This is a genomic window from Candidatus Thermoplasmatota archaeon (genome assembly GCA_035541015.1).
Classification (GTDB): Archaea; Thermoplasmatota; SW-10-69-26; order JACQPN01; family JAIVGT01; genus DATLFM01.
This window is the reverse complement of sequence record DATLFM010000007.1, coordinates 1-26,978: the sequence shown is the minus strand read 5'-3', so window position 1 is coordinate 26,978 and position 26,978 is coordinate 1. Positions and strand designations below refer to the sequence as shown.

The 26,978-nt window shown below is 70.8% G+C and carries 28 protein-coding genes; 19 read left to right on the top strand and 9 right to left on the bottom strand.

Annotated features, from left to right (window positions below):
• The 7 genes from VM681_00485 to VM681_00455 all read left to right on the top strand — a co-directional run.
• Window positions 1-898 (top strand): hypothetical protein (locus VM681_00485; protein ID HVL86472.1); only part of this gene is annotated, 898 nt, incomplete at its 5' end.
• A 153-nt stretch (window positions 899-1,051) separates the two neighbouring features.
• Window positions 1,052-1,600 carry a DUF1102 domain-containing protein gene (locus tag VM681_00480; GenBank protein HVL86471.1) on the top strand — a complete coding sequence of 183 codons (549 nt, stop codon included), beginning with the start codon at window positions 1,052-1,054 and terminating at the stop codon, window positions 1,598-1,600.
• Window positions 1,601-1,753: 153 nt separating this feature from the next.
• Window positions 1,754-2,878, top strand: coding sequence for a S26 family signal peptidase (locus tag VM681_00475; protein HVL86470.1), 1,125 nt, complete (start codon window positions 1,754-1,756; stop codon window positions 2,876-2,878).
• Window positions 2,875-3,390 carry a hypothetical protein gene (locus VM681_00470; protein HVL86469.1) on the top strand — a complete coding sequence of 172 codons (516 nt, stop codon included), beginning with the start codon at window positions 2,875-2,877 and terminating at the stop codon, window positions 3,388-3,390. Before VM681_00475 ends, VM681_00470 begins: the two co-directional genes overlap by 4 nt.
• Window positions 3,387-4,736, top strand: a complete 1,350-nt coding sequence (locus VM681_00465; GenBank protein HVL86468.1) for a DUF5305 family protein — start codon at window positions 3,387-3,389, stop codon at window positions 4,734-4,736. Before VM681_00470 ends, VM681_00465 begins: the two co-directional genes overlap by 4 nt.
• A gap of 51 nt (window positions 4,737-4,787) precedes the next feature.
• Complete coding sequence (locus VM681_00460; GenBank protein HVL86467.1) at window positions 4,788-5,366, top strand: hypothetical protein; 579 nt, start codon at window positions 4,788-4,790, stop codon at window positions 5,364-5,366.
• A gap of 65 nt (window positions 5,367-5,431) precedes the next feature.
• On the top strand, window positions 5,432-5,785 hold the full coding sequence (locus VM681_00455) for a PRC-barrel domain-containing protein (protein HVL86466.1): 354 nt from the start codon (window positions 5,432-5,434) through the stop codon (window positions 5,783-5,785).
• A 10-nt stretch (window positions 5,786-5,795) separates the two neighbouring features.
• On the opposite strand, the gene VM681_00450 is transcribed toward VM681_00455, so the two are convergent.
• The gene (locus VM681_00450) at window positions 5,796-7,019 is read right to left on the bottom strand and encodes a redoxin domain-containing protein (protein HVL86465.1); all 1,224 of its coding nucleotides are present in this window, start codon (window positions 7,017-7,019) and stop codon (window positions 5,796-5,798) included.
• A gap of 116 nt (window positions 7,020-7,135) precedes the next feature.
• On the opposite strand from VM681_00450, the gene ccsA reads away from it, so the two are divergent.
• The 5 genes from ccsA to VM681_00425 are packed head-to-tail and all read left to right on the top strand — an operon-like array spanning window position 7,136 to window position 12,133.
• A complete protein-coding gene (gene ccsA, locus VM681_00445) occupies window positions 7,136-9,880 on the top strand; it encodes a cytochrome c biogenesis protein CcsA (GenBank protein HVL86464.1) in 2,745 nt (914 codons plus the stop codon).
• Between the two features lie 45 nt (window positions 9,881-9,925).
• A complete protein-coding gene (locus VM681_00440; protein HVL86463.1) occupies window positions 9,926-10,945 on the top strand; it encodes a site-2 protease family protein in 1,020 nt (339 codons plus the stop codon).
• Entirely contained in the window at window positions 10,882-11,037 is a 156-nt protein-coding gene (locus tag VM681_00435; GenBank protein ID HVL86462.1) for a CBS domain-containing protein, read from the top strand. The genes VM681_00440 and VM681_00435 overlap by 64 nt, the downstream gene beginning before the upstream one ends.
• On the top strand, window positions 11,034-11,708 hold the full coding sequence (locus tag VM681_00430; GenBank protein HVL86461.1) for an ERCC4 domain-containing protein: 675 nt from the start codon (window positions 11,034-11,036) through the stop codon (window positions 11,706-11,708). Before VM681_00435 ends, VM681_00430 begins: the two co-directional genes overlap by 4 nt.
• Window positions 11,708-12,133 carry a ribonuclease HI family protein gene (locus VM681_00425; protein HVL86460.1) on the top strand — a complete coding sequence of 142 codons (426 nt, stop codon included), beginning with the start codon at window positions 11,708-11,710 and terminating at the stop codon, window positions 12,131-12,133. The genes VM681_00430 and VM681_00425 overlap by 1 nt, the downstream gene beginning before the upstream one ends.
• Before the next feature lie 4 nt (window positions 12,134-12,137).
• On the opposite strand, the gene VM681_00420 is transcribed toward VM681_00425, so the two are convergent.
• The 5 genes from VM681_00420 to VM681_00400 are packed head-to-tail and all read right to left on the bottom strand — an operon-like array spanning window position 12,138 to window position 16,116.
• Entirely contained in the window at window positions 12,138-12,371 is a 234-nt protein-coding gene (locus tag VM681_00420; protein HVL86459.1) for a hypothetical protein, read from the bottom strand.
• Complete coding sequence (locus tag VM681_00415) at window positions 12,368-12,607, bottom strand: hypothetical protein (protein ID HVL86458.1); 240 nt, start codon at window positions 12,605-12,607, stop codon at window positions 12,368-12,370. Before VM681_00415 ends, VM681_00420 begins: the two co-directional genes overlap by 4 nt.
• Before the next feature lie 12 nt (window positions 12,608-12,619).
• Window positions 12,620-12,895 (bottom strand): CsbD family protein, encoded by a 276-nt coding sequence (locus VM681_00410; GenBank protein ID HVL86457.1) that lies wholly within the window; start codon window positions 12,893-12,895, stop codon window positions 12,620-12,622.
• Window positions 12,896-12,935: 40 nt separating this feature from the next.
• Window positions 12,936-14,495, bottom strand: coding sequence for an AMP-binding protein (locus tag VM681_00405; protein HVL86456.1), 1,560 nt, complete (start codon window positions 14,493-14,495; stop codon window positions 12,936-12,938).
• A gap of 1 nt (window position 14,496) precedes the next feature.
• Window positions 14,497-16,116, bottom strand: coding sequence for a DUF885 domain-containing protein (locus VM681_00400; GenBank protein ID HVL86455.1), 1,620 nt, complete (start codon window positions 16,114-16,116; stop codon window positions 14,497-14,499).
• Window positions 16,117-16,238: 122 nt separating this feature from the next.
• On the opposite strand from VM681_00400, the gene VM681_00395 reads away from it, so the two are divergent.
• Window positions 16,239-17,390 carry an aminotransferase class V-fold PLP-dependent enzyme gene (locus VM681_00395; protein HVL86454.1) on the top strand — a complete coding sequence of 384 codons (1,152 nt, stop codon included), beginning with the start codon at window positions 16,239-16,241 and terminating at the stop codon, window positions 17,388-17,390.
• Here VM681_00395 and VM681_00390 read toward each other — a convergent pair.
• A complete protein-coding gene (locus VM681_00390; GenBank protein HVL86453.1) occupies window positions 17,387-18,115 on the bottom strand; it encodes a hypothetical protein in 729 nt (242 codons plus the stop codon). The genes VM681_00395 and VM681_00390 overlap by 4 nt on opposite strands.
• A 211-nt stretch (window positions 18,116-18,326) precedes the next feature.
• On the opposite strand from VM681_00390, the gene VM681_00385 reads away from it, so the two are divergent.
• Window positions 18,327-19,565: a VTT domain-containing protein gene (locus VM681_00385; GenBank protein HVL86452.1), complete on the top strand. Its 1,239-nt coding sequence runs from the start codon at window positions 18,327-18,329 to the stop codon at window positions 19,563-19,565.
• Here the strand turns inward: VM681_00385 and VM681_00380 are convergent, their stop codons facing one another.
• Entirely contained in the window at window positions 19,566-20,327 is a 762-nt protein-coding gene (locus VM681_00380) for a tryptophan 2,3-dioxygenase family protein (GenBank protein HVL86451.1), read from the bottom strand.
• Between the two features lie 61 nt (window positions 20,328-20,388).
• Here VM681_00380 and VM681_00375 point away from each other — a divergent pair, with 61 nt between their 5' ends.
• The 4 genes from VM681_00375 (at window position 20,389) to VM681_00360 (ending at window position 25,754) form a co-directional block, all read left to right on the top strand.
• On the top strand, window positions 20,389-21,084 hold the full coding sequence (locus tag VM681_00375; protein HVL86450.1) for an FHA domain-containing protein: 696 nt from the start codon (window positions 20,389-20,391) through the stop codon (window positions 21,082-21,084).
• A gap of 143 nt (window positions 21,085-21,227) precedes the next feature.
• Entirely contained in the window at window positions 21,228-22,895 is a 1,668-nt protein-coding gene (locus VM681_00370) for a serine/threonine-protein kinase (GenBank protein ID HVL86449.1), read from the top strand.
• A gap of 31 nt (window positions 22,896-22,926) precedes the next feature.
• On the top strand, window positions 22,927-24,825 hold the full coding sequence (locus VM681_00365) for an enoyl-CoA hydratase-related protein (GenBank protein HVL86448.1): 1,899 nt from the start codon (window positions 22,927-22,929) through the stop codon (window positions 24,823-24,825).
• 14 nt (window positions 24,826-24,839) lie between these two features.
• Window positions 24,840-25,754, top strand: a complete 915-nt coding sequence (locus VM681_00360; GenBank protein HVL86447.1) for a DMT family transporter — start codon at window positions 24,840-24,842, stop codon at window positions 25,752-25,754.
• On the opposite strand, the gene VM681_00355 is transcribed toward VM681_00360, so the two are convergent.
• Window positions 25,726-26,592: a PKD domain-containing protein gene (locus VM681_00355; GenBank protein ID HVL86446.1), complete on the bottom strand. Its 867-nt coding sequence runs from the start codon at window positions 26,590-26,592 to the stop codon at window positions 25,726-25,728. The genes VM681_00360 and VM681_00355 overlap by 29 nt on opposite strands.
• Window positions 26,593-26,788: 196 nt before the next feature.
• On the opposite strand from VM681_00355, the gene VM681_00350 reads away from it, so the two are divergent.
• Window positions 26,789-26,978 (top strand): hypothetical protein (locus VM681_00350; protein HVL86445.1); only part of this gene is annotated, 190 nt, incomplete at its 3' end.

Here is a 26,978-nt window from a genome sequence, read left to right as displayed (position 1 = left end):
CGCCGACGGCGCGGTGGGCGAGGTCAACGCCACGCTTGGCGCGGGCGGCTGGTCGGCCGCCTGGGCCGTCCCTGCGGACCTTCCGCCGGGCGAGTACCGTTTCTCGGTCGGCGGGGTGGACAAGTACGGCAACACGATCGGCCCCGTGCGGACCGCGCCGGCGCCCGCCGTGACCGGCACGCTCGAGCGATCCTTCCAAGGCGTGCCGCGGCTGCTCAACCGGACGGAGACGTTGCGCGTGACGCTGCCGGCCTCGGAGGGCGACGTCGAGCCCCGCTTCGTCTTGGAAGGCCCCGAAGGGCAAACGGCGGAGCCGGAGGTCTCCGTGCAGGACGGCCGGTACCGCCTCGTGTGGCGAACCGGACTTGCCGAGAGCCTTGGCGCCTGGCGGGTGCGCATGGACGCCCGCGACGCGCTTGGCAACAACGTGACGGCCGTCTCGGGCGACGTGTCCCTGCGCCCGGCCACGTTGGGCATTCGCCTGCTGCAGGGCCCCCGCGAGGTCGAGCTCGAGAAGACCGCCGTGTTCGAGTTTGCGGTCGTCTACGCGGACGGCAGCATCGCTCCGCCCTCGTCCCTGACCGTCCGCGTCGGCATCGGCCGGGGCAACCTCGCCGTCGAGCCGGAGCCGCGACTGGCGATCGTCGGCGATCGCTTCGTGGCAACCTGGACGCCCCCCGCCAACGTCGAGCCTTCCACGTACCGCATCGTCATCGCCGGCCGCGACGCAGACGGAAACGAGATCCAGACGTACCTTGGGCAGGGCTTCGCAGTCCGGCCAAGCCTGCTGCGCGGCCTCATCGGCGTGCCCGCGCTTGAGCTCCTGGGCGCCCTCCTTGCGGTGGGCGCGGCCGCCGTGGCGGGTCGAGCCTTGCGGTTCTCCCGAAGGGGCCCTTAGGCCCTCCCGCGCCTGGCGCGCGCAACCGGACGGCCGGGCGCGGGAAAAAGGCCCTGGTTCCCCTTGCCCGTTCCACCCGAATCGTCGTTGGGACCGGGGTTCCATCCCGCAAAGCGGATGGACCCGAGCGGACAAGCGAGGGGCGGTGAGACGTTGGGTAACCGACTGGCGGCCTTCGCGCTGCTTACGATCGCCATCGCAGGATTCTACGCTGCGAACGCGTTCGACGCCGCAAGCTCCGGTCCGCGCAACGTCACGGCTGCCGTCGTCACCGACGCGAACTCGTATCTTGCCTTGTCGGTGAACCAGACAAGCCCGCACAAGGGATTCGCCAGCGTCGGGAACGCGGGAGACATCATCTTCTCGTTCTCCACCGCAGACGGCGTCACGGGCACGGGTGTGAACCCCAACTCGACCTACTACTTCGACGACATCCTCAACGTGACGAACCAGGGGACCACGCAGGCAAGCGTGGTCGCCCACGCCACGACCACGTCCGCCGGCAGCAGCGCGATCCTCGTGTGCGCCCGGGCGCACGGCGGCGCCGCCATGAGCAACGTGTGCTACACGACGGCGACCACGCCCATCACGCTGCAGGTCGGCCAGTACCTCAACGTGGGCATCGCGGTCAACTCGACGGGCATCTCCCAAGGGTCGCCCGTGACGGGCACGATCACGATCGTGGCCAGCCGCCCCAGCTAGGCGGAACTTACGCGGGGGCGACGGTTCGCCCCCGCCGGCCTTGTTTTCCCCACGCCCGAAACGGGCGGAGGGACGAACGTCACGGGGGGACGGGACCGTCCCCTACATGCGGTTTCTTCGACAGAATCGTTCCGGCCACCGTAGGGTGAACGCGTGCGAGGTTGGATCTCCGAGGGACGAAGCCGCCCGGGACTCATCGTCCTCGCCGTCGCGCTGCTCTCCGTTCCGCTCCTTGGCGCGGCCGGCCATCCGCTCCTGTCCTACGCGGAGACGGGCTCCATGGCGCCCACGTTGCGCCCGGGCGACGGGTTCCTCATCAACCCGTTTGCGACAAGCCCGGCCATTGGCGACGTCATCGTGTACGAGTCGGTTCTCCAGGGCGGGCGTCTCGCCGTGCACCGCGTGACGGGCGGCGACGCGCGAGGCTACACGACGCGGGGCGACGCCAACGCCGTGTCCGACCAGGACGCGGGCGAGCCGTACGTCACGTCCGACCGCATCCGGGGGACGCTCGTGTCGCCGCAGGGCGCGCCCCTGGTCGTCCCGGGCCTTGGAGCGCCTCTGCTCGAGGCCGGCAAGCTCGCCCGGCAGGCGCAAGGGAGCCTGTCCGCCGCGTTGCCGTGGATTCCCCTTCTGCTCCTGGCCGCAGCCGGCGCCGTGCTGTGCTGGCCGGCCGGGCGCGCCCGCCCGCCGCCTGCCGCGGGGCGGCCGCAGGCCCGATCCCTCGTTCGACGGCTGTTTCCCCGCGGCGTGCTCGCGCGTCACCTCGCGATGGCCCTCTTCGTCTTGCTCACGGCTGGGCTCGTGGCAAGCTCGGCGTCGGCGTGGAAGGAGACGCGGGTGAGCATGGTGGTCTCGGACTCGCCGCCTCCCGACCAGATCCGGTCTGCGCGGCCCGGCGACGCGGTGCCGCGTGAGCTGGAGGTTTCGGGGCTCCCGCTTGTGCCCACGCTTGTGGTCTTCGAGGCGATGACGCCGGGGGCGCGACTCTCCGAGCGCTCGCTTGCGCTTCCCCCGGGAAGCACGCAACGCGTAGCCTTCGAGGAGGTCGCAGGCGCCAACCGCGGTCTCCAGGAGGACGTGGTGCGCGTCTGGCGTTACCCGTCGGTTCTTCCGCCCGAGGCCACGCTCGCGTTGCACGACGCCCTGCCGGGCGCCCCCCACCTTGCGCTTGGGCTTCCCATCCTGGCCGGCCTGTTCGTATGGTGGCGCTCCTTGCGCTTGGGCCATCTGCCCCTGCGCCTGGCGTTCTCGCGCGGTCCGGGGGTGCGAGCATGAACGGACGCGCCGCGCTTGCAGTCGGGCTTTGCGTCGCGGCGGTGGCCCTGTCGGGGCCGGGCTTGCAGACCTACGCCGCGGGCCTGCTCCCGCGCGCGACGGACGCCTCCGTGGTGGCCGGCTCCTTGGCCTTCCTCGCGGCGGACCCGCAACGGGTGGACATCCTCTGCCGGCCGGTCCCGGTCGTCGACACGGACGTCGGCATCGTCCTCGAGCAGAAGAGCCACGTGGCCACGATCGACCAGGTGTGGATCAACGAGAGCGTCGATCCCACCGGCGCCGCCTCGCACCAGCCCACGACCTTGTCGTCGTTTGGATCGGCGGCCAGCCAGGAGATCCAGGTGACGATGAGCCAGGAGCTGCACGACTGCTACCTCGAGATCGATTCCGATCACCTCAGCGAGACGAACCACGAACACTACGTGGTCTACACGATCGAAGCGGTGGCCGACGGCTTCCGCGCCCGCGTCGTGGTCCACGTCACCGTCCTCTACGACTACACGATCACATGACAAACGCCCGCACGCCCCCGCCTTGGGCGCACCCCCTCGTGCGCCGGCATCGCGTCCCCCTCACCGTCCTCGCCGTCGCGATGCTCGTCCTCGGGGGCGCTTGGGCCCATGCGGCCACAAGCCAGGTCGAGCGCCAGGCGACGACGCATCTCGAGGACCGCTGGGTCGAGCGCGCCGCGTTCACGTACGAGGTCCCCCTGGAGCGCGACTCCGTGCTCGGTCGGGCCGGCGCGAGGCTCCCCATGGGCGAGCCCGGCTACTTCTCCACCGTCGCCCCGAACGTGGACCTCACGTTCACGTGGGCGCTCCAATCGCCGGCCGCCTCGGAACTTGTGGCGCACGGCGAGATCGCGATCGACGTCAAGAGCCACTCGCCGTCCGGGCGCCCGTATTGGACCGAGCGCATCGTGCTCGCCGAGGGTCAGGCCGCCGGACCCGCCGGCACGCCGCTTGTGCTGCGCGCCGTGCTCCCCGTCGAGGAGCTGCAGCAGCGCGTGAACGACCTTGCCGGCACGGTCGGCTCGAAGGCCGGAACCGTGCAGTGGAACGTGGTCGGGCTCGTGCGCTTCTCCGCGCAAACGCCCTTTGGCCGCGTGACCGGGCCCAGCGAGTTCGTCTTGCCGCTCACCCTCGACCTTCCGCTCTACATCCTTCCCGACGCCACCGGCGGGACGTTCGTGCGCGAGCACGGCCGGCCGGTGGTGACCATCGCCGAGCACCGCGCCGGATGGACCGCGCTCGCCTCGGTTCCCCTGGCCGTCCTGGCGATGGCCGGCGGCGCGATCGCGCTTGCCCTCTGCGTCCGCTCGCGCCGCGGGGATCCGCTGTTGGGCTCGGGTCGCGAGGGCGAGCTTGCGCGCGAGCTTGCGCCGCACGAGGACTGGGTCACCACGGTCGCCTCGGTGCCCGACCCGCCGCCGCAGGCAAGCGTCATCGAGGTCGAGTCGCTCGGGGATCTTGTGGCCATCGCCGCCGAGGCGCGGACGCGCGTGCTGCGCGACGGATCGCGCGACGTGTTCTGGGTCCTTGCCGGCGCGGGGCTCTACCGGTACGGACGCCACGCGCGGGTGGGTCCCCCCCGAGAGGTGGAGTCGATCCCGCAGAGCCCCGAGACCGCCGGCTCTTCGGCCGCGCGGTCCGGACCGTCGAGCGCGGCCCCCGGCGACCTCGTCCGGCTGCTGGACGCGGCGGCCATGCATTCCATCTTCGCAACGCGCCAGGACGACGCGCCCGAGGCGCAGGCGCCCGCTCCGCCGGCCGCGACCGGAGCCGCCCCACCGCAGGACCCCATCGAGTCGCTCTTCCCCGGCCTTTCCTTCGACGACGCGAAGCCACCCCGCAAATAGCGAGGTTTTTCGGAACGTTCTTATCGCCCCTGCCGGTTGAAAATGCGAGGGATGCACGTGCCGCACGGGATCTCCGAGGGCTTCCTCCGCGTCGCCCGGCGGGAGCAGGCCGCGGGCCGCCGCGCCATCCTCGCCGCCATCGTGGCCGGCCTTGCCGTCCTGTTCCTTGCCGAGCTTGCCGACCCGGAGCCGCAGGGCGCCGCCGTGCGGACGTTCCTCGCGTGCGTGGCGGCCGGCCTTGCCGCGGGCTTCGCGCTTTCACGGTGGCGCCTCCGATCCTACGAGAGCGCGCTGCGGGCGCGATGGCGCCACTGGATGAGCGCCGCCGGCGGCTGCGCCTCCTTGTCCGAGATCGCCCGTCGGGCCGACGAGCGCGAGCCGCGCTCGCCCGCGGCCGCCGCGCTCCCCTACGCGGCCCTCGTGATCGCAAACGTCTCGCTGTTTGGGCTCTTGTGGGCCGACGTGCCCGGCGCCGAGACCGCCGCGCTTCCGCTGCTTGCCGTGAACGGGCTTGCCGTGGGCGCGCACGTCGCCGGCGCGGCCATGACGATGCGCTGGTGCCGCGAGTTCGTGCGTGCTGCCGACGAGCTCGTCGCGGACGGAACGGTCGGACTTTACGGCGAGCGGTAGCGCGATTCGTTTCGCAGCACCTTTATAGCACCATCAAGATAAGCGAAGCGGGGTGCACTTCCGCCATGGCAGAGCTCAGCCGTTTCGCCAACGTGCCCGTCTATACGCGGGCCGGAACCTTCGTCGGCAACGTCAAGAACCTTCTCCTCGATCTCGACGGGAACCGCATCGACAGCGTGGTCGTCGGCCGCACGAACCCCAAGCTCGTGCCCACGGGCCAGGACGTCGCCGTTCCCTACCGCTGGGTCGCCTCGTTCGACGACATCCTGATCCTGCGCCATTTCCCCGATCTCTCGGCGCTTGCCCCCGAGCAGGACGAGGTTCCCGAAGGCGACGAGCAGTTCGACGCCGTTCCAGAGATTCCGGCGCCCGTCGCGCCTCGGGCCGCCCTGCCGGCCCGCCCGCCGACGCGGCGCTGACCTTCTCTTCTCAGGGAAGGACCGCCCGCACCGTCGCCACGATCTCGTCGGCCGACAGGATGCCCGAGTGGCTCGCGCGGATGCGGCCGTTCGGGTCGACGACCACCGTCTTTGGCAGCGTGTACACGGCGTAGTCGCGCGCGGCAGCGCCGGACGGGTCGACGGCAAACGTCCAGTCGGCGCGAAGCTCGTGCCCTTCGCGCCGGGCCAGGCGGTGCGCGTCGCGCACGAGCTGCTCAACGTCTTGCGCCCGCTCGCGCGGATCCACGCTCACGGAGACGAACGCGACGTCCTCGGGCAGGCGATCCCGGGCGCGCGAGAGCTCCAGAAGCTGCGTCTGGCACGTGACGCACCAGCTCGCGAAGAAGTCGAGCACCACGGCGCGCCCCGCGAGGTCCCGAAGCTCCACCGGCGCGCCCGCCAGGGTCTGGGCGCGCAGCTCCGGCGCAAGCCCGGTCGCAAGCGGCCCGGCGAAGACGACCTCGCGCAGGCGCACGGCGTAGGTCACGTTCTCGCCCGCGCGCGGGTGGTTCGTGTCGACGACGATCTCCTGCCCGACGGATACAACACGGTAGGCGAGGCCGCCGATCGTCGCGTTGGCACCTTGGCGCGCCTCGTGCGTGACGTACATGCCCTCCTCGTCCCAGCGCAGGAGGCGCGAGGTCCAAAGGCTATGCCGCTCGTTGTGCCATGGCGTCTGTGGAAGCGGCGCCTCCGCGTGCTCGGGAGCGGGATCGTAGCGCCCGGTCCACGCCGAGCCGTTTGCGGCAATCACGACGGCCGGCAGGTCAAGCCCGAAGAAGCTTGCGATGGGATCGGAACCGGTGGGCGGCGCGCCGGCCCGCTCGAAGACCCTTGGGAATGCCTCCACCGCGGCCACGCGGAGGACCTTCGCGTCGGAACGCTCGCCGTAGGCGTCGGCCGCGTCGGCCCAATGGACGCGGGATTCGCCCGGCCGCAGCCCGTCGAAGGCGGCGACGAGGCCCGGCGTGGCCGTCCGCGTGCGCTCGGACGTCCAGCCTTCGGGCAACCGTCCCGGAAGCTCGGGCCCAAGGTACCATCGCGCGCCCTCGATCCGCGCCACGACGGAGCCGTCCGGGCCCCGCTCCTCCACGTCGGCCACAACGAAGTCGCCCGCGCGCGCCGGGATGGCCGGGGCCGACGGCGCCACGCAGCCCGCCAGGAGAAGCGAGCCCAGGAGGGCCGCGATCGCGAACGCCTGGTTCCTTCGCACGCGCGAAGCCATGCGCGGGGCCGCCAAAACCTTTCCGCCTGCCGCGCGGGCGGCAGCGGCGCGCTCCAGCATGAGCGCCAACATGATTAAGTACGGCCGCCCGGCTCGCCGCACGGATGACGTGGGCGGGACCCCTTCTGCTGTCGGGTTCGCTCGTTGCGGCGCTGGCCGCCGTGGCGCTCACGCTGCGGTCCGCCCGCGAGCCCGCGCTGGCCCCGCTGGCGCGCCGGGCCACGCTTCTGTCGCTCGCCCTTCTCGCGCTTGCCGCGCTCGTCCTCGTCGTCGCCTTCGTCACGGTCGACGTCTCGTACTACTACGTCTGGAACTACACGGACGCCTCGACGCCGTTGTACCTGCGGATCGCCGGCCTGTGGGCCGGACAGGCGGGCTCGGCGTTCCTCTGGACGATCTTCGTGGGCGCCGCCGTCGCGTACGAGGAGCGCCTCCAGGACCGGCATCCGGTGGGAGGCCCCGCCTTCCGCGCGGCGTTGCGGGCCGTCGCGCTTGCCGTGCTGTGCGCGTTTGTCGTCTGGACGATCACGCTCGATCCGTTTGCGCCAAGCAGCCAGTACCACCTTTCGGCGTTCACGGGCTTCTTCGAGCGCGTGCCCGACTACGCGGGCGCCGTGCCGGCCGTGTGCGCGCCCGGCGCGCGTCCAACCACGTGCGCACCGCAGGGATTCGGCTTGAACCCGCTCCTCACCACGCCGTTCATGGCCGTCCACCCGCCCATCCAGCTTGCGGCCTACGCGCTCGTCGTTCCGCTGTTTGCCGCCGCCTGCGCCTTCCTTGCCACCGACGATCCCGCGTGGTCGCGCGTGGCCAAGGCGTGGGGCCGGATCGCGTGGCTCCTCTTCGCGCTGGGGCTTGGCATCGGCGCCCTGTGGGCGTACTACGTGCTGTCCTTTGGCGGCTTCTGGGCGTGGGATCCCGTCGAAGTGGGCGACCTTCTGCCCTGGATCGCGCTCACGGGCCTCTTGCACGCGACCGTCGTGCACGAGCGCAAGGGCGGCCTTGGCTGGTACCTTCCGCTTCTGGCCGCGCTGCCGCTTCTCCTCACGCTCCTTGCCACGTTCGTCACGCGCTCGGCGCTCTGGATCAGCGCGCACGCCTTCGACGTGGGAACGAGCGCCATCGTCCCGGACCCCTTCGAGCGCGCGATGATCGTGCTGTCCACCAAGCCCGCGGTCTCGTACGTCGCCTCGCTCCTCTTCCTTGCGACCTTCGTCGTGGGCGCCCTGTTCCTGCTGCGCTTCCGTCGCCTGCGGCCCGCCGAGCTTTCGCGGCTGGACGCGCCGGTGGCCGTCCTCGCCGGGCTCTACCTTGTCCTTGGCCTCGTCGGGGCGCTCGATCCCGCTCGCCTCGTCGCTGGCGCGCTTTCGGCGGCGCACGCGCTGGGCCTTGGAAACCTCGTCCTTGGCTTCGGGGCGCTTGGCGTGCTTCTCGTGGGCGTGCCGCTTGCCGCCATGGTGCGCGCGTTGCCGGAAGGCTCCGATGAACATTCATCGCAAGGTTGGCTCGCCTCGATCACGGAGACGCAGCTTCTCCACGGTGCGGTCGTCCTCCTCTCCCTGGGACTTGCGGTCACCGCGTCCGTCCTGCTCCTTGGCGTCAATCTGTCGATCCCGTCGATGGCCGCCTTCTACAACAGCCGCGAGCCCTTCGTCGTCGTCCCGCTTGCGCTCCTTCTCGCTTTCACCTTCACGCACCGGCGGTTGGGCCGCGCGGGCGCGCTTGCGATGGTCGTCGCCACGCTTGGCGCCGGGCTTGCGGGATACGCGCTCTTCCCTTCGCACCGGCTCCTCGCGTTGGGCGCGCCGATCCTCCTCTTCGCGCTGTTTGCCGCCGTCCACAAGGTCGTCGCCACCGGCGCCTCCGGAAGCGCCGCTTCGCGGGAGACGCGCTGGGCCGGCGCGCTGCTTGTCCTCGCATCGCTCCTGGGGGTCCTCTTTTGGGCGAGCCCGCCCACCGTCCTTTCGTTGCCGGGCGCCACGGTTGCCCTGTCGCTTTGGCAGGTTCCCGTCGGGCTTGCGGCGTCCGCGCTCGCGTTTGCCGCAGGCGTGGCGACGATGCACGGGCGCAGCCGGGCCCTTGCCCTTCTCGGGGGCGCAGCCGGCGTCCTCGCCTTTGGATATGGGGTGGGGTTGGCGCTCTCGGTCGTCGCTCTTGCGTTGTCCCTGTCCGGCCGAGCAAGCTTCGATCGCGCCGGCGTTGCCTCCTCGCTTCGCGCTTCGCGCGCCAAGCTCTTCGGCGCGGCGCAACACCTGGGCCACGTGGGCCTTGTCCTCATTCTCGTCGGCTACGGCGCGAGCACGTTCCACGCGACGACGTCCGACTTCCGCGACCTCGTGAATCCGCTCGAACGCGGCGTTCCCGCAAGCGTGGCCGGCTACGACCTCCTGTTCTCCGACTCGACCGGCGTGGACGCCGACGGCGACGGCGTCTTCGAGGAGGTGACCGCGCACGTCCAAGTCTGGCGGGAGGGCCGCTACCTGGACACGGCGACCGTCACGCTCTATTGGGTGGCCAAGGAGCGTCAGCACCGCGCGACCGAGTACGTCCTGCGGCAGCCCTTCGGGGACCTTTACGTGAACGCGAACACGACGAACGTGCCGCGCATGCGCGTCTCGGAGGCCGACTGCGCGGGCGAGCTGCGCGAGCGTTTCAACTGCTGGGTGAACGCGGGAACCCTTGCGCAGTTCACGGTGCGCGGGGACAACCCGCGCTTCCCGAGCGACCGGGTGGACCGCGTTCAGGTTTCCGTGAAGCACCTGCCGCTTGTGTCCCCGGTCTGGGCCGGCGCGTTCCTGCTTCCCGTCTCCATGGTCGCCGTGCTGGCGCTCGATCCGCGTCGTCGGTGACGCGGCCCACGCGTCTTTAAGCGCCCGAAGGGGGATTGCTCGCGCGTGGCTGCGTCGAACCTCACCGTGGGCCGCGTGCGGGGCATCCCCATCCGCCTGCACGTCACGTTCCTGCTCGTGCTCCCGTTTTTCGCCTACATCATGGCCGAGGCGTACTTCGACCGCGGCGAGGGCTTCCCCGGGCCCCTTGCGCTCGTCTGGGGCGGCGCGCTTGCCGTGACGCTGTTTGCGTCGGTCGTGCTCCACGAGCTCTCGCACAGCCTCACGGCCATGCGCTACGGCGTGCGCATCAAGAGCATCACGCTGCTGCCCATCGGCGGCGTCTCGGCCATGGAACGAATGCCCTCCGAACCGTGGCAGGAGCGCCGGATCGCGCTTGCCGGCCCCGTCGTGAACTTTGCGATCGGCCTGCCGATTGTCGCCGTGACGCGCTTGGAGCTCATCCCCGCGATCGTTCCGCAGTTCGACACCTTCGTCGGGTGGGTGGGCTGGCTCAACGTGCTGCTGGGCGCCTTCAACCTCTTCCTGCCGGCCTTTCCCATGGACGGCGGCCGCGTGCTGCGCGCGACGCTTGCGGCGCGCATGGGCTACGACCGCGCCACCGGCTGGGCCACGGGCATCGGGCGGGCGCTCGCGTTTGTCATGGGCGCGTTTGGGTTCGTGATGCTCCTGCGGGGAGCCGGGGGCGGGATCTGGCTCCTGCTCATCGCCTTCTTCATCTACCTCGGGGCCAACGAAGAAGAGCGCATGGTGGGCATGACCACGCGCCTTGGCGACCTCACGGTCGAGCGCATCATGACGCGCCAGCCTGAGACCTCTCGCCCGAGGCGACGCTCGACGTCGTCTTCGACCGCATGCTTGCCACCAAGCATCTGCACTTCCCCGTCACCGAGGGCGACCGGGCCTTGGGCGTCGTGGGCCTCACCGACGTCGCCAGCGTCGACCGGTCGACGCACCCGACGACCCGCGTCCGGGACATCCTCAAGCCGACCTTCCCGGCGCTGCCGCCCGAGGCGCCGGCCGCCGACGCGCTCCGGAAGCTCTCCGAGGGCCAGGACGACATGATCCTCGTCCTTCGCGACGGGCGCCTCGAGGGCATCGTCACGCGCACCGACGTGGCGCGCATCGTGCAGATCCTGGGGGCCGGCGCAGGGTGATACGGGACGACGAGGAGCCGGAGCGGCGGCTCCTCATCGACGTTCACGAGCCGCCGGAGATCGCGCGCGAGCTTCGAAAGCGAGAGGTCCCCTTCGTGGAGCGCAAGCTCTCGCCCGGCGACTTCGTGGTGGGGCACGTCGGGGTGGAGCGAAAGACCATCTACGACTTCTGGGCGAGCCTCACGCGGCAGCGCCTCTTCGACCAGCTCGCGCGCCTGCGGGAGGCGTACGCCGTGCCGCTGCTTGTCGTCGAGGGCCCGCCGTCGGCCATCGACGAGTTTTCAAACCCGCGCGTCCTCCACGGCGCGATGGCCGCCATCGCGCTTGACGCCCGCATCCCGATCCTGTGGACGGGAGGGCACGCCGGCACGGCCGACCTCCTCACGGTCCTCCACCGGCGCGAGGCGACGGCCGGGCGATTCTCTCGCGCGCGCACGGTGCCCCGCTCGGTGTCGCCGCGCCAGGCCCAGCGCCTGCTCGTGCAGGGATTGCCAAGCGTGGGCGAGGTCACGGCGGACCGGCTGCTTTCCCATTTCGGCTCCGCGCGGGCCGTCTTCGCGGCCTCGCCGCGGGACCTCGCGCGCGTGCCGCGCCTCGGGGAGCAGCAGGCCGCGGCCATCGCGCGCCTGCTCGACGAGCCCTATCCCTCGCGCGACGGGAGGATTGCCTGATGGTTGCAAAGCTCCTCTGCTACACGGATGGCGCCTCTCGCGGAAACCCCGGAGCGGCGGGGATCGGCTTCCTTCTCGTGAACGCGGAGTCCGGGGGGGTCCTCGCCGAGGAGGCGCGCAGCATCGGCGTGGCCACGAACAACGAGGCCGAATATCGCGCGCTTGTCGCCGCGCTCGAGGCCGCGCTCGCCTACGCGCCGCGCGAGGTGGCGCACTACTCGGACAGCGAGCTTCTGGTGCGCCAGCTCAACGGACAGTACCGCCTGCGCGCGGAGAACCTGCGTCCGCTTCTGGCCCGCGTGGAGGAGGCGCGGACGCGCTTTGAGCGCGTGAGCCACGCGCACGTGCCCCGCACCCATCCCATGATCGCGCGCGTGGACGCGGCCGTGAACCGCGCGCTCGACCGCGCCGCGCGAGGCTTCTGACCGCTCAGCGCACCTTCTCCGGTTCGCCCGCTCGGCGCCCGCCTTTCTGTTCCTTCGCGATCTCCTGGACCTTCTCGACCGTGTTCTCGGCGACCTGGCTTGCGGTCGCGTCGTCCTCGCCCCGCTCGCGGAGCTCCTGCTCGATGTAGTCGCGGCGCTCCTGCGGCCGCTCGGTGTACTGGCGGGCGGCTCGCTCCTTGGGGTCCACCGCGCCCGGGGGCGGCGACTTCGCGGTCACGCGCGCACCTCCTGGACGCCTTCCTTTCGCGCGCAGGCGGCGCAGCAGAAGACGCGCTCGGGCCCGCCTCCTGGGATCTCCACCCCGTGTCCGATCACACGGCAGCCGCAGTGCGAGCACGTTGGCGCCATGGCATGGATCGCGCACTCGAACGAATCGAACGTGCCGGCCCGGTCGCCCTGGCGGATCTCCATGGTGTTCGCGTACTCGTTTCCACACACGTCGCATCGTGGCACGATCCCACCGGCCTAGAATCCCGTGCCGGGCCGCCGTTCGAGATCGCGGTCGCCGCGCCGCGCGGTCGTGTCGGTGTCCCGGGTCCACTCGTCGAACCGGCGCTCGATCGTCTCGCGGGTCTCGCCCGTCTTCTCGGAGAGCCATCCCGTGAACTGCTGCCAGTTGCCCCGGTGGCTGTCGATCTCGTCGTCGGTGAGGTCGCCCCAAGTCTCCCGGACGCGGCCCTTCAGCTGGTCCCAGCGTCCTTGCCACTTCTGCTCCGTGGATGTCGGCGTGCGTTCGGCCATGGCAATCGGGCGTACTCGCCTTCCGCGCTGCTTAGGCCTTCTAGGACGCACGCCGGTCGTCCGCCGTTTCCCGGCGGCTGGACGCTTGGTCGCGAAGCGCGGCCCGCCGCAGCTTGCCCGTGGCCGTCCGGGGAAGCTCGGCAACGAACTCGACGCGCTGAGGTCGGGCGTGCGCGCCCAAGCGTTCCCGGACGAGGTCGCAAAGCGCCTGCTGGAGGTCGGCCGAGCCGGAGCCGTTCCGCGGGACGACGTACGCGGCCACCGCCTGCCCGCGCGTCTCGTCGGGCAGGCCTACGACGGCGCATTCCGCCACGGACGGATGCGCAAGGAGGATCGATTCCACCTCGGCCGGACCGATGCGGTATCCGGCCGACTTGATCACGTCGTCGCGTCGCCCGAGGACCCGGAGGTACCCGTCTTCGTCCGCGCGCGCGAGGTCGCCCGTGCGCAGGAGGCCCTCGGCAAGTGGCAGGATGGGCGGCCGGTCGGGACCGCGCCAGTACCCGAGCATGAGGGTCGGATCGGGAGCGGCGACGGCAAGCTCACCCTCCTCTCCGGGCGCGCAACGGGCGCCGTCCTCGGCGATCACGCGCACGTCGTGGCCGGGATACGCCTTGCCGGTGCATCCGGCGCGCCGGGTCCATGCGCGCGCGGCGCCGCCCACAAGGAAGGCGCACTCCGTGAGACCGTAGACCTCCACGGGGGAAAGGTTCCATCGCGCGCTCGCCTCGCGGCGAACCGCCTCCGGAAGCGGTTCGCCCGCCGTGTGGAGCGAGCGCAGGGGGGGCGGCTCTCCGCCTTGCGCGAGGAACGCGCGCAACGCCGTCGGCGGAAGGAAGGCGTTGCGCACGCCCGCGCGTGCGATGCGGGCGCAAGCCTCCGCGGCGTCGAACCGGCTCCTGCGCCCGTAGGCGAACACGGGAACGCCCAGGGCCCACGGAGCCAGGAGCGCGTCGTGGAGGCCGCCGATCCACGACCAGTCCGCCGGGCTCCAGAAGAGATCGCCCTCGGCGGGCAGGGGATCGTGGACCAATCGCAGGGCCGGAAGGCGTCCGTCGATCACGCGGTGCGGAAGGAGCGCGCCCTTGGGGACGGCCGTCGTTCCGCTCGTGTACAGGAGAAACGCGGGCGCATCGGCGTCGCGCGGGTCCTCCGGCAGGCGCCCTTCCGAGGGAAGGCTCGCAAAGAAGGATTCGTGCGAGGAGACCGTGGCGAGCACGGGGCGCCGCGAACGCGAGCCGATCGCTTGGCCCACGACGTCCTTGCGTTGGGCGTCGGCGACGATGAGCGCGGGGGCCGCGTCGGCGAGCCGGGTGCCAAGCCCGTCGGGCCCAAACAAGGGCGAGAGGGGCACGGCCATGGCGCCCACCCGCAGGGCGGCCAGGTGCACGATCGGGGCCACGGGATGCTGCGGTAGCACGGTGGCCACGCGATCGCCGGGGAGGACGCCTTGGGCCAGAAGCCACGCGGCCGCGCGCCGAGAGAGCGCCTGAACGTCGCCAAAGAGCAGCCTGGTCTGCCGTCCCTCGGTCGCCTCGAAGACGAGCGCCGGGGCCCGCGGATCCTGCTCGTCGAGGAGGCGCGGCAGCGTTCGCGCCATGTCAGGCAAGCCCGAGGTCGCGCGAGAGAAGGCCCAGCGGAAGGCTTCCGGCCGTGAGGAACCGGTCGTGGAACTGGCGCTGCGCGAGTCCGCGCGCCGCGGCCTTGGCCGCAAGCTCGCCGATGAGCACCTTGCCCAGGAGGTACGACAACTGGTACCCGGGCGTTTGGGTGTACCGCTTAAGCTCGGCGCGGGCGCCGTCCTCCGGCATGCCCGTCTTCTCGACGAGCATGCCGACACCTTGGTCGAAGGTCATGGAGCCGTCGTGGATGCGGACGTCGATCACGATGCGGCAGGCGCGCCACAGCTGGTCCTTCGCTTGGACAAATCGCGTCGCCTCCCCCGCGCCGTACCCGTGCCGGAACATCATCTCCTCGCAGTAGTGCGCCCAGCCCTCGATCGTCTCCGTGGCGCCGACGAGGATGCGCGCGGTCGAGGGGTTCGCGTTGGCCATCGTCAGCTGGAGGTGGTGGCCGGGGTAGCCTTCGTGCACGGTCGTGTTTTGGATCTCGGCGTGGGGGAACTGCTCGACGGGGCGCGGCGTGACCATGTACACGCCAAGCTGCGTGGGCTCGAAGCGCGCGGGCGGGAAGTAGGCGGCAAACGGGATGATGTGCCGCAGGTACGCAGGCGTCTCGATCACGTCCAGGCGATCGTTCTCCGGCAAGGTGGCGATGCCGGCGGATCCGACGAAGTCGCGGGAGGCCCGCACGCTGTCGCGGTACGCCGTGAGCACGTCGGCGAACGTCTCCGGGTGGTCCCGCGCGAGGACGGCCGTCGCCTTCTGCACCGGCGTGTCGCCCGAGGGCTCGCCGGCTTTGCGCAGCACGGCCTCGGCGGCGGCTTGCACCTCGGCTTCCTTCTCCTTCACGAGCGCGTGGCCGCGCGCGAGGATCTCGTCGGCCGACAGGCCAAGCGCGCGAAGCTCGACGAGCCGGCGCATGCGATCGGCGCCGATGGACCAGCCGCCCTCGATCGTCTGGCTGCGGGCGTCGAGAACGTCCTGTAGCCAGTCTCGGTGGCCGGCGATGGATCCGTGGGCCACCTTGACGGCGCGCTCGACGTCGGCTCGAAGTGCGGCGGGGGCCGTCGCGGCAAGCTTCGTCACGGCCTCGAGCGTGGCCGGCGCGGCCTGCGCCGACTCCATGGCGATCTCGACCCACAGGTGGGGCATGTTCTCGCCGAACCGTTCGCGCCCCGCCTCGAAGAACGCGGGCGAGGCGGACAGGCGCGCGGCGATGGCGGAAAGTCGTTTCTCCAGGGGCCACGTGTCGCGCACAAGGAGCGCAAAGAGGTGGTCGAAGAGGTCCATGGCAAGATCGGGGTTTTTCTCCCAATTGCGAAGCTCCGTCGCCTGGAAGAGGCCCAACCGAAGCGTGTAGAGCATCGCGCCGAGGTCCACGCGACGGTCGGCCGGAACGGCCTCGCTCTGCCCCATGCGCTCGAGCTCCGCGAGCCACTCCCGCTGCTTGGAGACTTCCCGCTCGACCTGCGCGCGCGACGGGTCCGCAAGGAGCTGGTCGTACTCGTGGACGCCCAAGCTCGTGGCAAAGCTCGGGCTCCACCGAAGCTGCGTCCGGTACACCTCGTCCACGAGCGCGTCGAAGCGGGAGGCGGGCATGGGATCGCGCCGAGGATGCCGCGGCGCCGGCTTGAACCTTCGCGGAGCACCCGCGGCCGGTCGCGGCGCCGCCCTCGTCGCCGACGCGCAGCTTCATCAAGGGCGCCGCCGTTCCGGCGGGCATGGACCTCGCCTCGGCGTGGCGCGACGAGTTCCCCGGGCTTGCGCGCTCGACCTACCTCAACACGTGCTCCCTGGGGCAGCTTCCCCGCCGCGGCATCGCAGCCGCGGAGGAGTTCCAGGAGCGGTGGATGAGCCTTGGCGCGTCCGCGTGGTACGAGATCTGGGTGGAGCAGGTGGAGACGCTGCGCCGCCAGTACGCCTCGCTCATCGGCGCGCGGCCCACCGAGGTCGCCTGGGTCCCGAACGTCTCGGTCGCGCTGTCGGCGATCGCCTCCTGCATCGACTACGAGGATCGCCCGGACGTCGTGCTTTCCGAGATGGAGTTCCCCACCGTGGCCTACCAGTGGCTGGTGCGTCCGGAAGCGCACGTCCGGTGGGTGCAAAGCCGCGATCGCGTGCGCGTTCCCGTCGAGGACTACGCCTCGCAGATCACGGAGGCGACGGCGGTGGTGGCGGCAAGCCGCGTCTTCTACACGAGCGGCTACCTGCAGGACGTGGCGGCGCTTGCCAAGGCGGCCCACGCCAAGGGCGCGCTGCTTCTCGTGGACGACTACCAGGCCACGGGCCAGGTGCCCATCGACGTGCACGCGGCCGACGTGGACGTCCTCGTCGGCGGCAGCCTCAAGTGGCTGCTGGGCGGCATCGGGTCGTGCTTCCTGTACGTGCGGCAGGACCTCGTCGAGCGGATGTCACCCCGCGTGGTCGGCTGGTGGGGCAACAAGCACATGTTCGACTTCGACGCCACGCGCTTTGCCTACCGGCCCGAAGCTCGACGCTTCGAGACGGGCGAGATCGGCATGCCAAGCGTCGCCTACGCGAGCGCGGGCGCGAGCATCGTGCAGGAGATCGGACCCGCGACCATCCGGCGCGCCACGCTTGCTCTTGCGACGGACCTCGTCGAGCGCGCGGAGGATGCAAAGCTCGTCGTGAAGTCACCCGAGCGCCCGGACGAGCGAACGGGCATCGTCATGATCGAGCTTCCCGACCCGAAGAAAGCCGTGAAGCACCTGGCCCAGCGCGGCATCGTCGTCGACGACCGGCCCGGCCGGCTTCGCATCTCGCCGTACTTCTACAACACGGTCGCCGAGAACGAACGCATCGTCGACGCGCTCGTCTCCGGCGGCTTTCGCGACGCGGCCCGTCGCGCCTAGGACATCGAAAGCCCGCTTGCCCCGTCCGTCCGGAGGAACCACTGGGCGCCCGGCGGCACGCGCACGCGCAGATCGAGATGCACGGTCTCCGCGTGCAAGCGGCCCGGCAAGTCGAAGAGGATCTCCGCGGCCGCCCACCGCATCCACCGCACGTCCTGCGGCTCGTAGATGGAGGGATAGAGGAAGACGATGTCGTCTCCTTCGGCCACCTTCTGGTCGTTCACGTAGAGCGCCGCCGTCACCTCGATGAGCGGCGCGTTCGTGCTCGCGAGAAAGAGGCGCAGCTTCGCGTCCTGGACGGGCGCCGACAGCGTCCCGCGCGCGGAGATCGGCACCACGACGCGAAGGTCGTCGAGCGAGGGCAGAAGCCCGGCCCGGTCGTGGAACCAGCGCTGCGTGCCCGGCGTGGTCTTGAGCAGCCAGGAGACGGTGCCCTGGGACTCCTCGAAGGTGAGCTTGAGGCGCGCGCCGGGAACGTCCTCGCCGTCGCGGCCGGCCGGCGCGGAACCAACGTCCTCGACGGCCTCCGAGAGCCCGGAGACAGCGGAGCGCGCGTTCGAGAGCAGGCGCGCGGGCTGCGCCTGCGCCGGCGCGTGGTCGGAGGGCGATTCAGGCCCGTCGCTTGAGGGAAGGACCGACGGAACAGACGCGGGATCCAGGATCGCCCCGGCGGCCGGAAAGGCCACGAGGGCGGCCAACGTCGGAACAAGCCAACCGCGTGTCATCGCTCGCACCGCGCTCCGTTGGTTCGCGCGGTGGAATCAAGCCATTGGATGGTTCGTGCAACGTGACTAGACGAATCGTTTGAACGCCTCGCGCGCAACGCATCGCGTTGGTTGCCCCGCGGCACCGCCGACCTGCGCGCCGCAACGCTGCCGCGCGGCCAACGCCGCCTGAGCCAGCACGCTTTTGCCCCGCCGCGAAGAACGTCCCGCGATGGGTTCGGGCAAGCGACGGCCGCTTGGCACGCGCAACGCGCGCGCGGACGAGATCCCCACCGACGGCCTTGCGCCGGACGAGGTCTGGAGCATGGCGAGCCTCGACTACGGCCTGCGCCCGGCGCCGGGCCTCCAGCCCGCGCGGTTCCTTTGGTCCAACGTGGTGAAGTCGCCCCGGCCGCTTGCCGCGCGGCGCGGCGACGAGGGAGCCTACGCGGTCTACCTTGGTCTCGAAGCGGACGTCGACCTTCGCATCCAGTACACGACCATCGTGAGGGCCGACGTGGACGACGAAGGTCGCCCTCGCGCCCGGGTCGAGGAGCGAGTGAGCGTGTCCCGCCGAGCCCTGCTCGACGCGATGGACCGCGTCCGGCGGGGAGCGCAGGAGTGGTCCGCGCGGGCGCGCGAGCGTCTGGGCGCCGCCCTCGCCTGGCAGCGGGCCGGCGCGAAGCGCGCGCCGCGATGGCTGCTGCCCTTGCTCCTCGCGTCGTTGCGCCTTGAGGCGCGCGTAGGCGTGGCGGGAATCGAGCTCGTGCGCGCAGCGGCGGTCGCCCTCGTCGAGATTCCCGACCTTTTCGTCACGAACCTCCTTCGCCTGGAGGCCCACCTGTACGACCGGCTGGGACGCCGCAGCCTCTGGCAGGGCGTCCGCGACCCTTCCGTCCTCACGCTCGAGCAGCGGGCGGTCGTCGCCTTCCTCACGTTTGCGATCCTCGCCGCGACGGTGCTTGTCCTCAACTCGATCTTCGCGCTTGCGCTTCCCGCCTACGCGGACGCCTATCGAGGACTGCTCGCCAATTTCCTGCTGCACCTCACGGGCACGCTGGGCGCCCCGATTTTCATGGAGCCCCTCGTCGCGCTGGCGACCGTCACGATGGGACCCACGCTCGCCTTCGCCGGTTTCTTCCTGGGCAAGGCCATGGCCGTGTGGATCCTCTATCTCCTTGGCGAATCGCTGCACGATTGGTTCCTCCGCCGGGCCAAGGGACGCACGCGGGGGGCCATGGATTGGCTCCACCGGCACGCGGACCGCCACGGCGTGCTCGCGCTTGTCGCCATCAACGCCGTGCCCTTCGCGCCCGAGCAGCTCGTCCTCGTGCTTGCCGTAAGCGGCATGCGCTTCCGCTCCTGGATGGCGGGCAACCTCATCGGAAGCGCGATCAAGATCGGCGGCGTCGTGCTCCTCACGCTTGCCATCGGGCCGGAGCGCGTGGGCGACCTCTTCTCCCTGGGCTGATCACTTGGGGCTCGTGCCGGCAAGCTCCGTGAGGCGGTTTCGGACGGCCCAGAGCTCCGGGAACAACGTGGCTTGCACGTCCTTCTCGAGCGCATGGACCGCATAGCCCTTGAGGCTCTTCACGTCGCGCCCGATCTGGCGCTTGACGAGCCCGAGATGATCTTGCCGCCAAAGCGAGAAGAACTCGTCGAAGTCCGTCATCGCCTCGGCCATGCGGTAGAGGTCGGGGTGGCGTGCGGCGTGGACGTACACGTCCTCCAGGGACACGTTGCGCCGCGCGAGAACGTCAGCAAAGGGCCTCCACAACCGTGGCGCGTGCTTGAGGAGGTTCTGGAAGCCGGGCGACTCGGCGCCCGAGCCGCGTCCCAGGTGCCGCCGCACCTCATGGAAGTCCCACGGATTCATCGTGTTGAGCACGTGCAGCTGCTCGCGGACGACGCGGACGGCCATGGTCGCGCGCTCGAAAAGGCGCACCGCCTCGAGAAGCCGGTCGCGCGCGAGAAGCTCACCGGCCGTCTCAATCTCGAAGAGGATCTGCCGGGCCCACAGCTCGAAGGTCTGGTGCACCGTCTGGAACAGGAGCTCGTCGTGGTGCACGAGCGAGGGGATGGGCTTCTGCAGCGCAAGGAGCGCGTCCACCTTCATGTAGCGCTCGTAGTCCGTGCGTCCCTCGCCGGGCAGCACGGGACCCTCGCCCGGGGGCACCTGCGGCGCGCCGTGGCCGGGCGACGGCGTGCCCGTCGCGGGCGGTTCCTGCGTCATGCGGGCGCAGAGCCCCACCTCGTAATAAACGTTGAAGTAGGGGCGCAACGATGCAGCGCACGTGACCGACGCGCGACCGGGGACCACGCCGCGTTCCGGCATCGACTTCGAGGCCCTGGCGCGCGACCTGAAGCCCCTTGGCAACCCCACGCGCCTGGACCTTCTGCACTTCCTCGTGCGCCCCCACTACCTCGAGGAGGTCGCTTCGCACCTTTCCATGGCGCGCCAGGCCGCGGAGAAGCACGTCGAGCAGCTGGTCGAGATCGGCGTCGTCCGCCCCCAGTCGGGCCGCCGCGAGCACGGGCCGGTCACGGAATACGTGCTCGTGCCGCAACGGCTCTTTGCCATCGGCGAGGAGTTCGGGAAGCTCGGGGTGCTCCGTCCCGAGCGTCCCGGCGACGATCTCGAGCGCACGATCGTCACGCCCGTCGCCGCGCCTGCGCGACCGGGCCCGGGAACGGCCTACCTTGCGATGGTCCACGGCATGCGCATCGGCGCCATCCTTCCCCTCACGGGAAAGGACGCCTGGACGATCGGACGCGACAAGGACCGCGACGTCGTCCTCGACTACGACCCCTTCGCCTCGAACCGCCACGCCGAGATCGTGCGCGAAGGCTCCACGTGGTCGCTCGTGGACACCTTCAGCACAAACGGCACCTACCTCAATTGGGAACGGCTCCCGCGCGGGGGCCGAAGCGCGCTTTCGGCCGGGGACGTGGTCGGCGTCGGGAAGACCCTGCTTGTCTTCAAGGTCTGACGGTTGGGCGTTTGGCCCAAGAACATCGCGAAAAAGTATATATGGTCCGGAGGGGACGTTTCGTCGATCCCGGGAGGCGCATGCGGAATGCACGCAGGCACGGCCAACCGCACCGTCGCCCAGCCCGGGCGCCGGCGTCTGCCGTGCTTCTTGGTCTTTTGGCGATCCTGGCCGCAGGATCGGCCGCTGCCGGCGCGCGCCTGGATCCGGAGATCGTGGACCGCGTTGGCGACGCCCAAGGCCCCGGGTCGGTGTACTGGGTCACGAGCCGGCCGGACCCGGCCATGGACATCTTCTTCGCGTACTTCGCAAACGACACAAGCGGCGACGTCGTCGTCACCATGGAGACCTCGCGCGCCGAGGGCAATCTTCCGCCCTCGCACTATTGGATCGTCACCTGGGAGCAGGGCAACGAGCGCTTTGCCGTGTGGTATTCCAGCAAGCACGACGTTTTCCAATACGGCCGCGTAGGAACCAGCGGGCTTAGCCTCTCCCTCGATGCGCGAACGCTCATCTCGTTTGCGCCGCTTGCCGTCGTCTCGGGCGAGGTTGAGTTGGGCGACACGACCGTGGTGCGGCTCGTCCTCCCGCGCGCCGTCGCGCAGTTCTCCGAAGGTCTCATCCTGGCCCGCTCCGCAGCCCACACGGCCGACTGCGACGAGGCGGGCGACTGCCGCATCGCCGACACTGCGCCCAACGGGGGCTACGGACGAGCCTTCGTGGTGGCGCAGGCCGAGGACCCATCGCTGCCGCCTCCCGAGATCGACCTCTCCGGCGAATCCTCCGAGCCCTTGCAGACCGCTGGCGTCCCCGACCGGAGGGCCGACCCAGGCCTTCTCTTCGACGGGAACCTCTTCCTTCCGCTTGCCGCCGCCGCGGTCGCGCTTTCCGCCGGCGGCGCGGCGCTTCTGCGCCGCCGCGTCAAGTCCCGCCCGCCCGCGCCCGCGGTCGACGCCTCCGCGCGCGTGGCGCTCGACCCCGGCCTTGTGGCCTTCGGGCGCTACCTCGTCAAGCGCTCGCTCTCCTCCGGCGGATTTGGACGCATCGTGCTCGCCGAGGACCAGCTTCTGGCGCGCCCCGTCGTCGTGAAGGAGCTCCTGCCCGAGTGGCGCCGCGACGCCGCCGCCAAGCAAGCCCTGCTCCACGAGGCTCGCGCCGCCGGGTCGCTTGCGCACCCGCACATCGTCACCGTGTACGACATCGCGCGCGCCGGCGACGACCATTACCTCGTCATGGAGTACGTAGGCGGCGGGAGCCTCGAGGAGCGCCTGAAGAAGCAAGGCACGCTGCCCCTCACCGAGACGCTGCGCATGGCCGCCGAGATCCTTTCGGCCCTGTCGGCCGTGCACGCGCGGGGCATCATCCACCGCGACATCAAGCCCGCCAACGTGCTCCTCTCGCAGGACGGCTCGGTCAAGCTCACGGACTTCGGCGTCGCGCAGACGAACAACGACGACCTCGAGCTCACCACGACAAACCGCCACGCGGGCACGGTCGCCTACATGCCGCCCGAGCAGATCCTGGGCGATCCCGTGGACGGCCGCAGCGACCTGTACGCGCTCGGCGCCCTCATGGTCCGCATGCTCACGGGACGCCGCTACCTGCCCGGCACGACGACGGAGGAGTTCCGCCGCAACGTGCTCGACAAGGAGCCGCTGCTTCCCATCGAGAGCGTTCCCGACGACGTGAACGCGCTCCTGAGGAAGGCCCTCTCCAAGAAGAAGGAGCAGAGGTTCCAGACGGCCGCCGAGATGCGCGCGGCCGTGCTCGCGGCCCTTCGGCGCCTGCCCGAGGACGCCTCCAGCCGGTAGCTTTTTCCCGTGCCCCAAGCTTTGCGCCCCCATGCGGGAGATCCGCCGGGTGGCCGTGCTGGGCGCCGGCAACATGGGACGCGGCATTGCGCAGGCTTGCGCCCAAGCGGGCCTCTCCGTCGTCGTGCGCGACGTGAAGGACGATCTCGTGCAGAAGGGGCTTCAGCGCATCCGCGCGGACCTCGAACGTCGGGTCGCCAAGGGCAAGATCGCGCAGTTGGAGGCCGCCGCCGTCGCGGCTCGCGTGAGCGGGACGACGGCCGTGGCCGAGGCCGTCGCGCAGGCCGACCTCGTCGTCGAAGCCGTCTTCGAGGACCTGAAGGTCAAGAAGGAGGTGTTCGCCGAGGTGGACCGCGCCGCGCGGCCGGAGGCGATCCTCGCCACGAACACGTCCTCCCTCTCGGTGACGGAGCTTGCGCGCTCGACGCGGCACCCCGAGCGTTTCGCGGGCCTCCATTTCTTCAACCCGGCCGCCGTGAACCTCCTCGTCGAGGTCGTGGCTGGCGAGAAGACCGCGCCGGCGACGATCGACGCGCTCCTTCGCGTCTCGCGCGAGCTTGGCAAGACGCCCATCCGAGTGGCCGACTCGCCCGGCTTTGCCGTGAACCGGTTCTTCGTTCCGTTTCTCAACGAGGCCTGCCGCCTCGTCGACGAGGGTCTTTCCTTCCCCACCGTCGAAGCCGCCGCGAAGGAAGCCTTTGGCATCGGCATGGGCCCCTTCGAGCTCATGAACTTCACGGGAATCCCGATCGCGTTCCACGCGCAGGAGAGCCTGCACCGGGGGCTCGGCGAGTTCTATCGGCCAAGCGCGCTTCTCAAGAAGCAATTCGAGGCCGGCCAGCCGTGGAACCTGGACGGCGCGCCCGATCCCTCCACGGTCCCCGCCGCGCGCGACCGCTTCCTTGGCGTCTGCTTTGCCATCGCGGCAAGCCTCGTCGAGGAGACCGTGGCCACGCCCGGCGACGTCGACAAGGGAGCCACCGTGGGGCTACGCTGGAAACGGGGGCCCTTTGCCATGATGAACGAGGCGACGACAAAGCGCGCGCTCGCGCTCGTCGAGGCGGCCAGCCGCCACCACGGCGGAAAGCTTCCCGTCGCCCGCAACCTGCGCGCGCTCGCCGAGACGCGCGGCAGCGCCGCAGGCGAGCCCTGGCGCATCCCCAAGGTCCGCTACGAGGCGGGTGAGGGCGTGGCCGTCGTGACGATCGACCGTCCCGAGGCGCGAAACGCGCTCAACGCCGAGGTCCTCTCCGACTTGGCGGCGGCGCTTGCCCGCGCGGAGGCCGACGACACCGTGCGCTGCGTCGTGCTCACGGGCGAGGGCCCCGCGTTCGTCGCGGGCGCCGACATCGCCGTCATGGCAGAGGTCACGCCCGCGCAGGCGCGCGAGTACACGAAGCTCGGGCAAGACACGTTCCGCCGGGTCGAGCGCATGGAGAAGCCCGTGATCGCCGCCGTGAACGGATTCGCCTTCGGCGGGGGCTGCGAGCTTGCGATCGCCTGCGACGTCATCCTCGCAAGCGAGAAGGCGCAATTCGGGCTGCCCGAGGTCGGCCTTGGGATCCACCCCGGCTTTGGCGGGACCCAGCGCCTGCCGCGGCTCGTGGGCCGCCACGTCGCCAAGGAGCTCATCCTCTCGGGCGACACCTTCGACGCGCGCCGCGCCGCCGAGATCCGCCTCGTGAACCGCGTGGTTCCCCACGCGCGCCTCCTCGACGAGGCGCTCGCGCTTGCGCGGCGCATCGCGCAGAACGCGCCCTACGCCGTGCGCTTGGCCAAGGCCGCCGTGAACCGCGGCGCCGACCTTCCCCTCGACGCGGCTCTCGCGCTTGAGCTCGAGAGCGTGACCACGACCTTTGCCACCGAGGACCGCACCGAGGGAATGCGCGCGTTCCTCGAGAAGCGCAAGCCCGAATGGAAGGGCAAGTAGCGTTTCCTGCGCAATTGCGCAGGAAACTCGGACGACCGCCGCCGGCGCTGCTTGCGCTTGCGCTCGTGGGCGCTGTCGCGACGGTCTCCACGGCGGCGATCCTCATCCGATTCTCGTCCGCGCCGCCGCTCTCGCTTGCGTTCCACCGGCTCGCGATCGCCACGCTCGTCCTCCTGCCGTTTGCGTGGTGGATCGGCGTCCCTCGTCCCTCCCGTCGGGACGCTGCCCTTCTTGCCGGCGTGGGTGGGGCGCTCGCCCTTCACTTCGCCGCGTGGATCGCCTCGCTGCGCTTGACCACCGTGGCCTCAAGCGTCGTGCTCGTCACCTTCCATCCGATCCTCGTGGCGGCCGTGGCCCACGGCTGGGGCGACCGCCTGCGGGCGGCCGGGTGGGCCGGCATCGGGCTTGCGCTCGTCGGCGCCTTTGCGCTCGTGCTCTCGGACTCGGCAACCTTTGGCGCCGCGGGACCGCATCTTGTGGGCAACGCGCTCGCGTTTGCGGGCGCCGTCTTCGCCGCCGCGTTCCTGCTGGCGGGCCGGCGGCTGCGGCAGCGCATGGGCCTTCTCGCCTACGCGGTGCCCATGTACGGCTGCGCCTCGCTCGTGCTCCTGCTTCTCGCGCTTGCGGCCGGCGAGCCGCTGTCGGGCTTCGCGGCGGAGGATTACGCGATCTTCGCCGCGCTTGCGCTTGGGCCGCAGATCGCAGGTCACACGGTCCTCAACTGGTCGCTGCGCCACGTGCCCGCGCCGCTTGTGAGCACCGCCATCGTCGGCGAGCCCATCGGCAGCACGCTCCTTGCCTTCTGGCTCCTGCACGAGACGCCCGCCGCGTTGGCGATCGCGGGCGCGGCGCTCATCCTTGCCGGCGTGGCGCTTGTCGCGCGGGGCCAAACGGGGGCGCTCAAGGCAGCCGGCGACGTCGCGCCGTGACGAGGGCAAGCGCGACGGCCGCAAGCGCGGCAAGCGATTCGGCCGTCGCCGCAACGGGTGTGGGAAGGAAGGAGCCCCCGTCGGCTCGCACGCTCACCATGACCGCGCGCTCGGTCGCGTCGAACCCGTCGCTTGCGTTTGCGGTCACCCGGTAGTTCCCCGGCGCCGCAAAACGGTGGTCGGCCACGCGGCCGGTCGGCACGGATCCGTCCGGGAATCGCCAGGTGACGAACACGTCGTCGCCGTCGGCATCGGAAACGGTGGCGGTGAAGCGGTGAGCGTCACGGTGCGCGCCGCCGGGCTCCTCGACCGCGACGGCGATCGTGGGCGCCACGTTGTCGAGCTTGACGCGAACGATGGCGGGCTCGAAGTCGTAGAAGACCCGCTGGGCGTCCTGGCGCGCGCGCTCGACCCATGCGCACAGCTGGTACGCGCCCGCGGCGGGCGCCTGCTCGAGACGGATGCGCTGGAACCAGGGGTCGGCCTCGCCGGCGAGGGCGCCCTTCACCTCGAGCGTCGCGCCGGGCGACAGCGTGACGCTCCGTCGCACCTGCGACACTTGCCCGCGGAACCGCTCGCCGGCGTCGCCGCCCGAGCAGGGCTCGTCGGTGGGCCGGCGGTCGTCGTAGAGGTTGACATAGACCACGACCGTCTCCTCCGACGCCATCCGGTTGCGGACGGTCACGTCGATGAGAAAGGGGCGTTCGGCGAGGACGACGCTTGGCGCGCGCATCGAAACGATGTCCACGCGCTCGCCGCGCTCGACGACGACTTGCCCCAAGGCGGAGGGGGCGGCCGCGAGGAGGGCAAAAGCCAGAACGGCCAGGACGGCGCGCACGGAAGGTGCCATCGGCGGCGGCCTATTAACGGTCGTCGAAACTGCGTCCAAAACCTTCATGCCGTGGGCGCCGCAAACGGGCGACGGGACGATCGCCCAAAGCGCGGACTTCATATAAACGGAAGCACCCCTCCGGACCTGGGGGAGCCTCGGGTCCAAAGGCTTCCGGAAGGCGGTCGCAAGCGAGGCGGAACGCGTGGATTGGAAACTCCCGGCCGGCGTGATGGCGATCGCGGCCGTCGTCATGCTCCTCGTGCCGCTCGTGAACCACCTCGCCGGCGGGCTTGATTCCCTCGTGCAAGACCTCGTGGACGATCGCCAGCAGCCCTCCGACGGCCGCGATCGCCATCACGCCGGCCGGGAGTTTCCAATCCACGCGTTCCGCC

What these genes read in the sequence shown, in the direction of transcription:
- VM681_00390 (HVL86453.1), bottom strand. Translation starts at nt 18,115, where the DNA reads ATGACACGCGGTTGGCTTGTTCCGACGTTGGCCGCCCTCGTGGCCTTT.
- VM681_00400 (HVL86455.1), bottom strand. Translation starts at nt 16,116, where the DNA reads ATGCCCGCCTCCCGCTTCGACGCGCTCGTGGACGAGGTGTACCGGACG.
- VM681_00410 (HVL86457.1), bottom strand. Translation starts at nt 12,895, where the DNA reads ATGGCCGAACGCACGCCGACATCCACGGAGCAGAAGTGGCAAGGACGC.
- VM681_00425 (HVL86460.1), top strand. Translation starts at nt 11,708, where the DNA reads ATGGTTGCAAAGCTCCTCTGCTACACGGATGGCGCCTCTCGCGGAAAC.
- ccsA (HVL86464.1), top strand. Translation starts at nt 7,136, where the DNA reads ATGACGTGGGCGGGACCCCTTCTGCTGTCGGGTTCGCTCGTTGCGGCG.
- VM681_00365 (HVL86448.1), top strand. Translation starts at nt 22,927, where the DNA reads ATGCGGGAGATCCGCCGGGTGGCCGTGCTGGGCGCCGGCAACATGGGA.
- VM681_00455 (HVL86466.1), top strand. Translation starts at nt 5,432, where the DNA reads ATGGCAGAGCTCAGCCGTTTCGCCAACGTGCCCGTCTATACGCGGGCC.
- VM681_00405 (HVL86456.1), bottom strand. Translation starts at nt 14,495, where the DNA reads ATGGCGCGAACGCTGCCGCGCCTCCTCGACGAGCAGGATCCGCGGGCC.
- VM681_00395 (HVL86454.1), top strand. Translation starts at nt 16,239, where the DNA reads ATGGACCTCGCCTCGGCGTGGCGCGACGAGTTCCCCGGGCTTGCGCGC.
- VM681_00380 (HVL86451.1), bottom strand. Translation starts at nt 20,327, where the DNA reads ATGACGCAGGAACCGCCCGCGACGGGCACGCCGTCGCCCGGCCACGGC.
- VM681_00385 (HVL86452.1), top strand. Translation starts at nt 18,327, where the DNA reads ATGGGTTCGGGCAAGCGACGGCCGCTTGGCACGCGCAACGCGCGCGCG.
- VM681_00460 (HVL86467.1), top strand. Translation starts at nt 4,788, where the DNA reads ATGCACGTGCCGCACGGGATCTCCGAGGGCTTCCTCCGCGTCGCCCGG.
- VM681_00470 (HVL86469.1), top strand. Translation starts at nt 2,875, where the DNA reads ATGAACGGACGCGCCGCGCTTGCAGTCGGGCTTTGCGTCGCGGCGGTG.
- VM681_00465 (HVL86468.1), top strand. Translation starts at nt 3,387, where the DNA reads ATGACAAACGCCCGCACGCCCCCGCCTTGGGCGCACCCCCTCGTGCGC.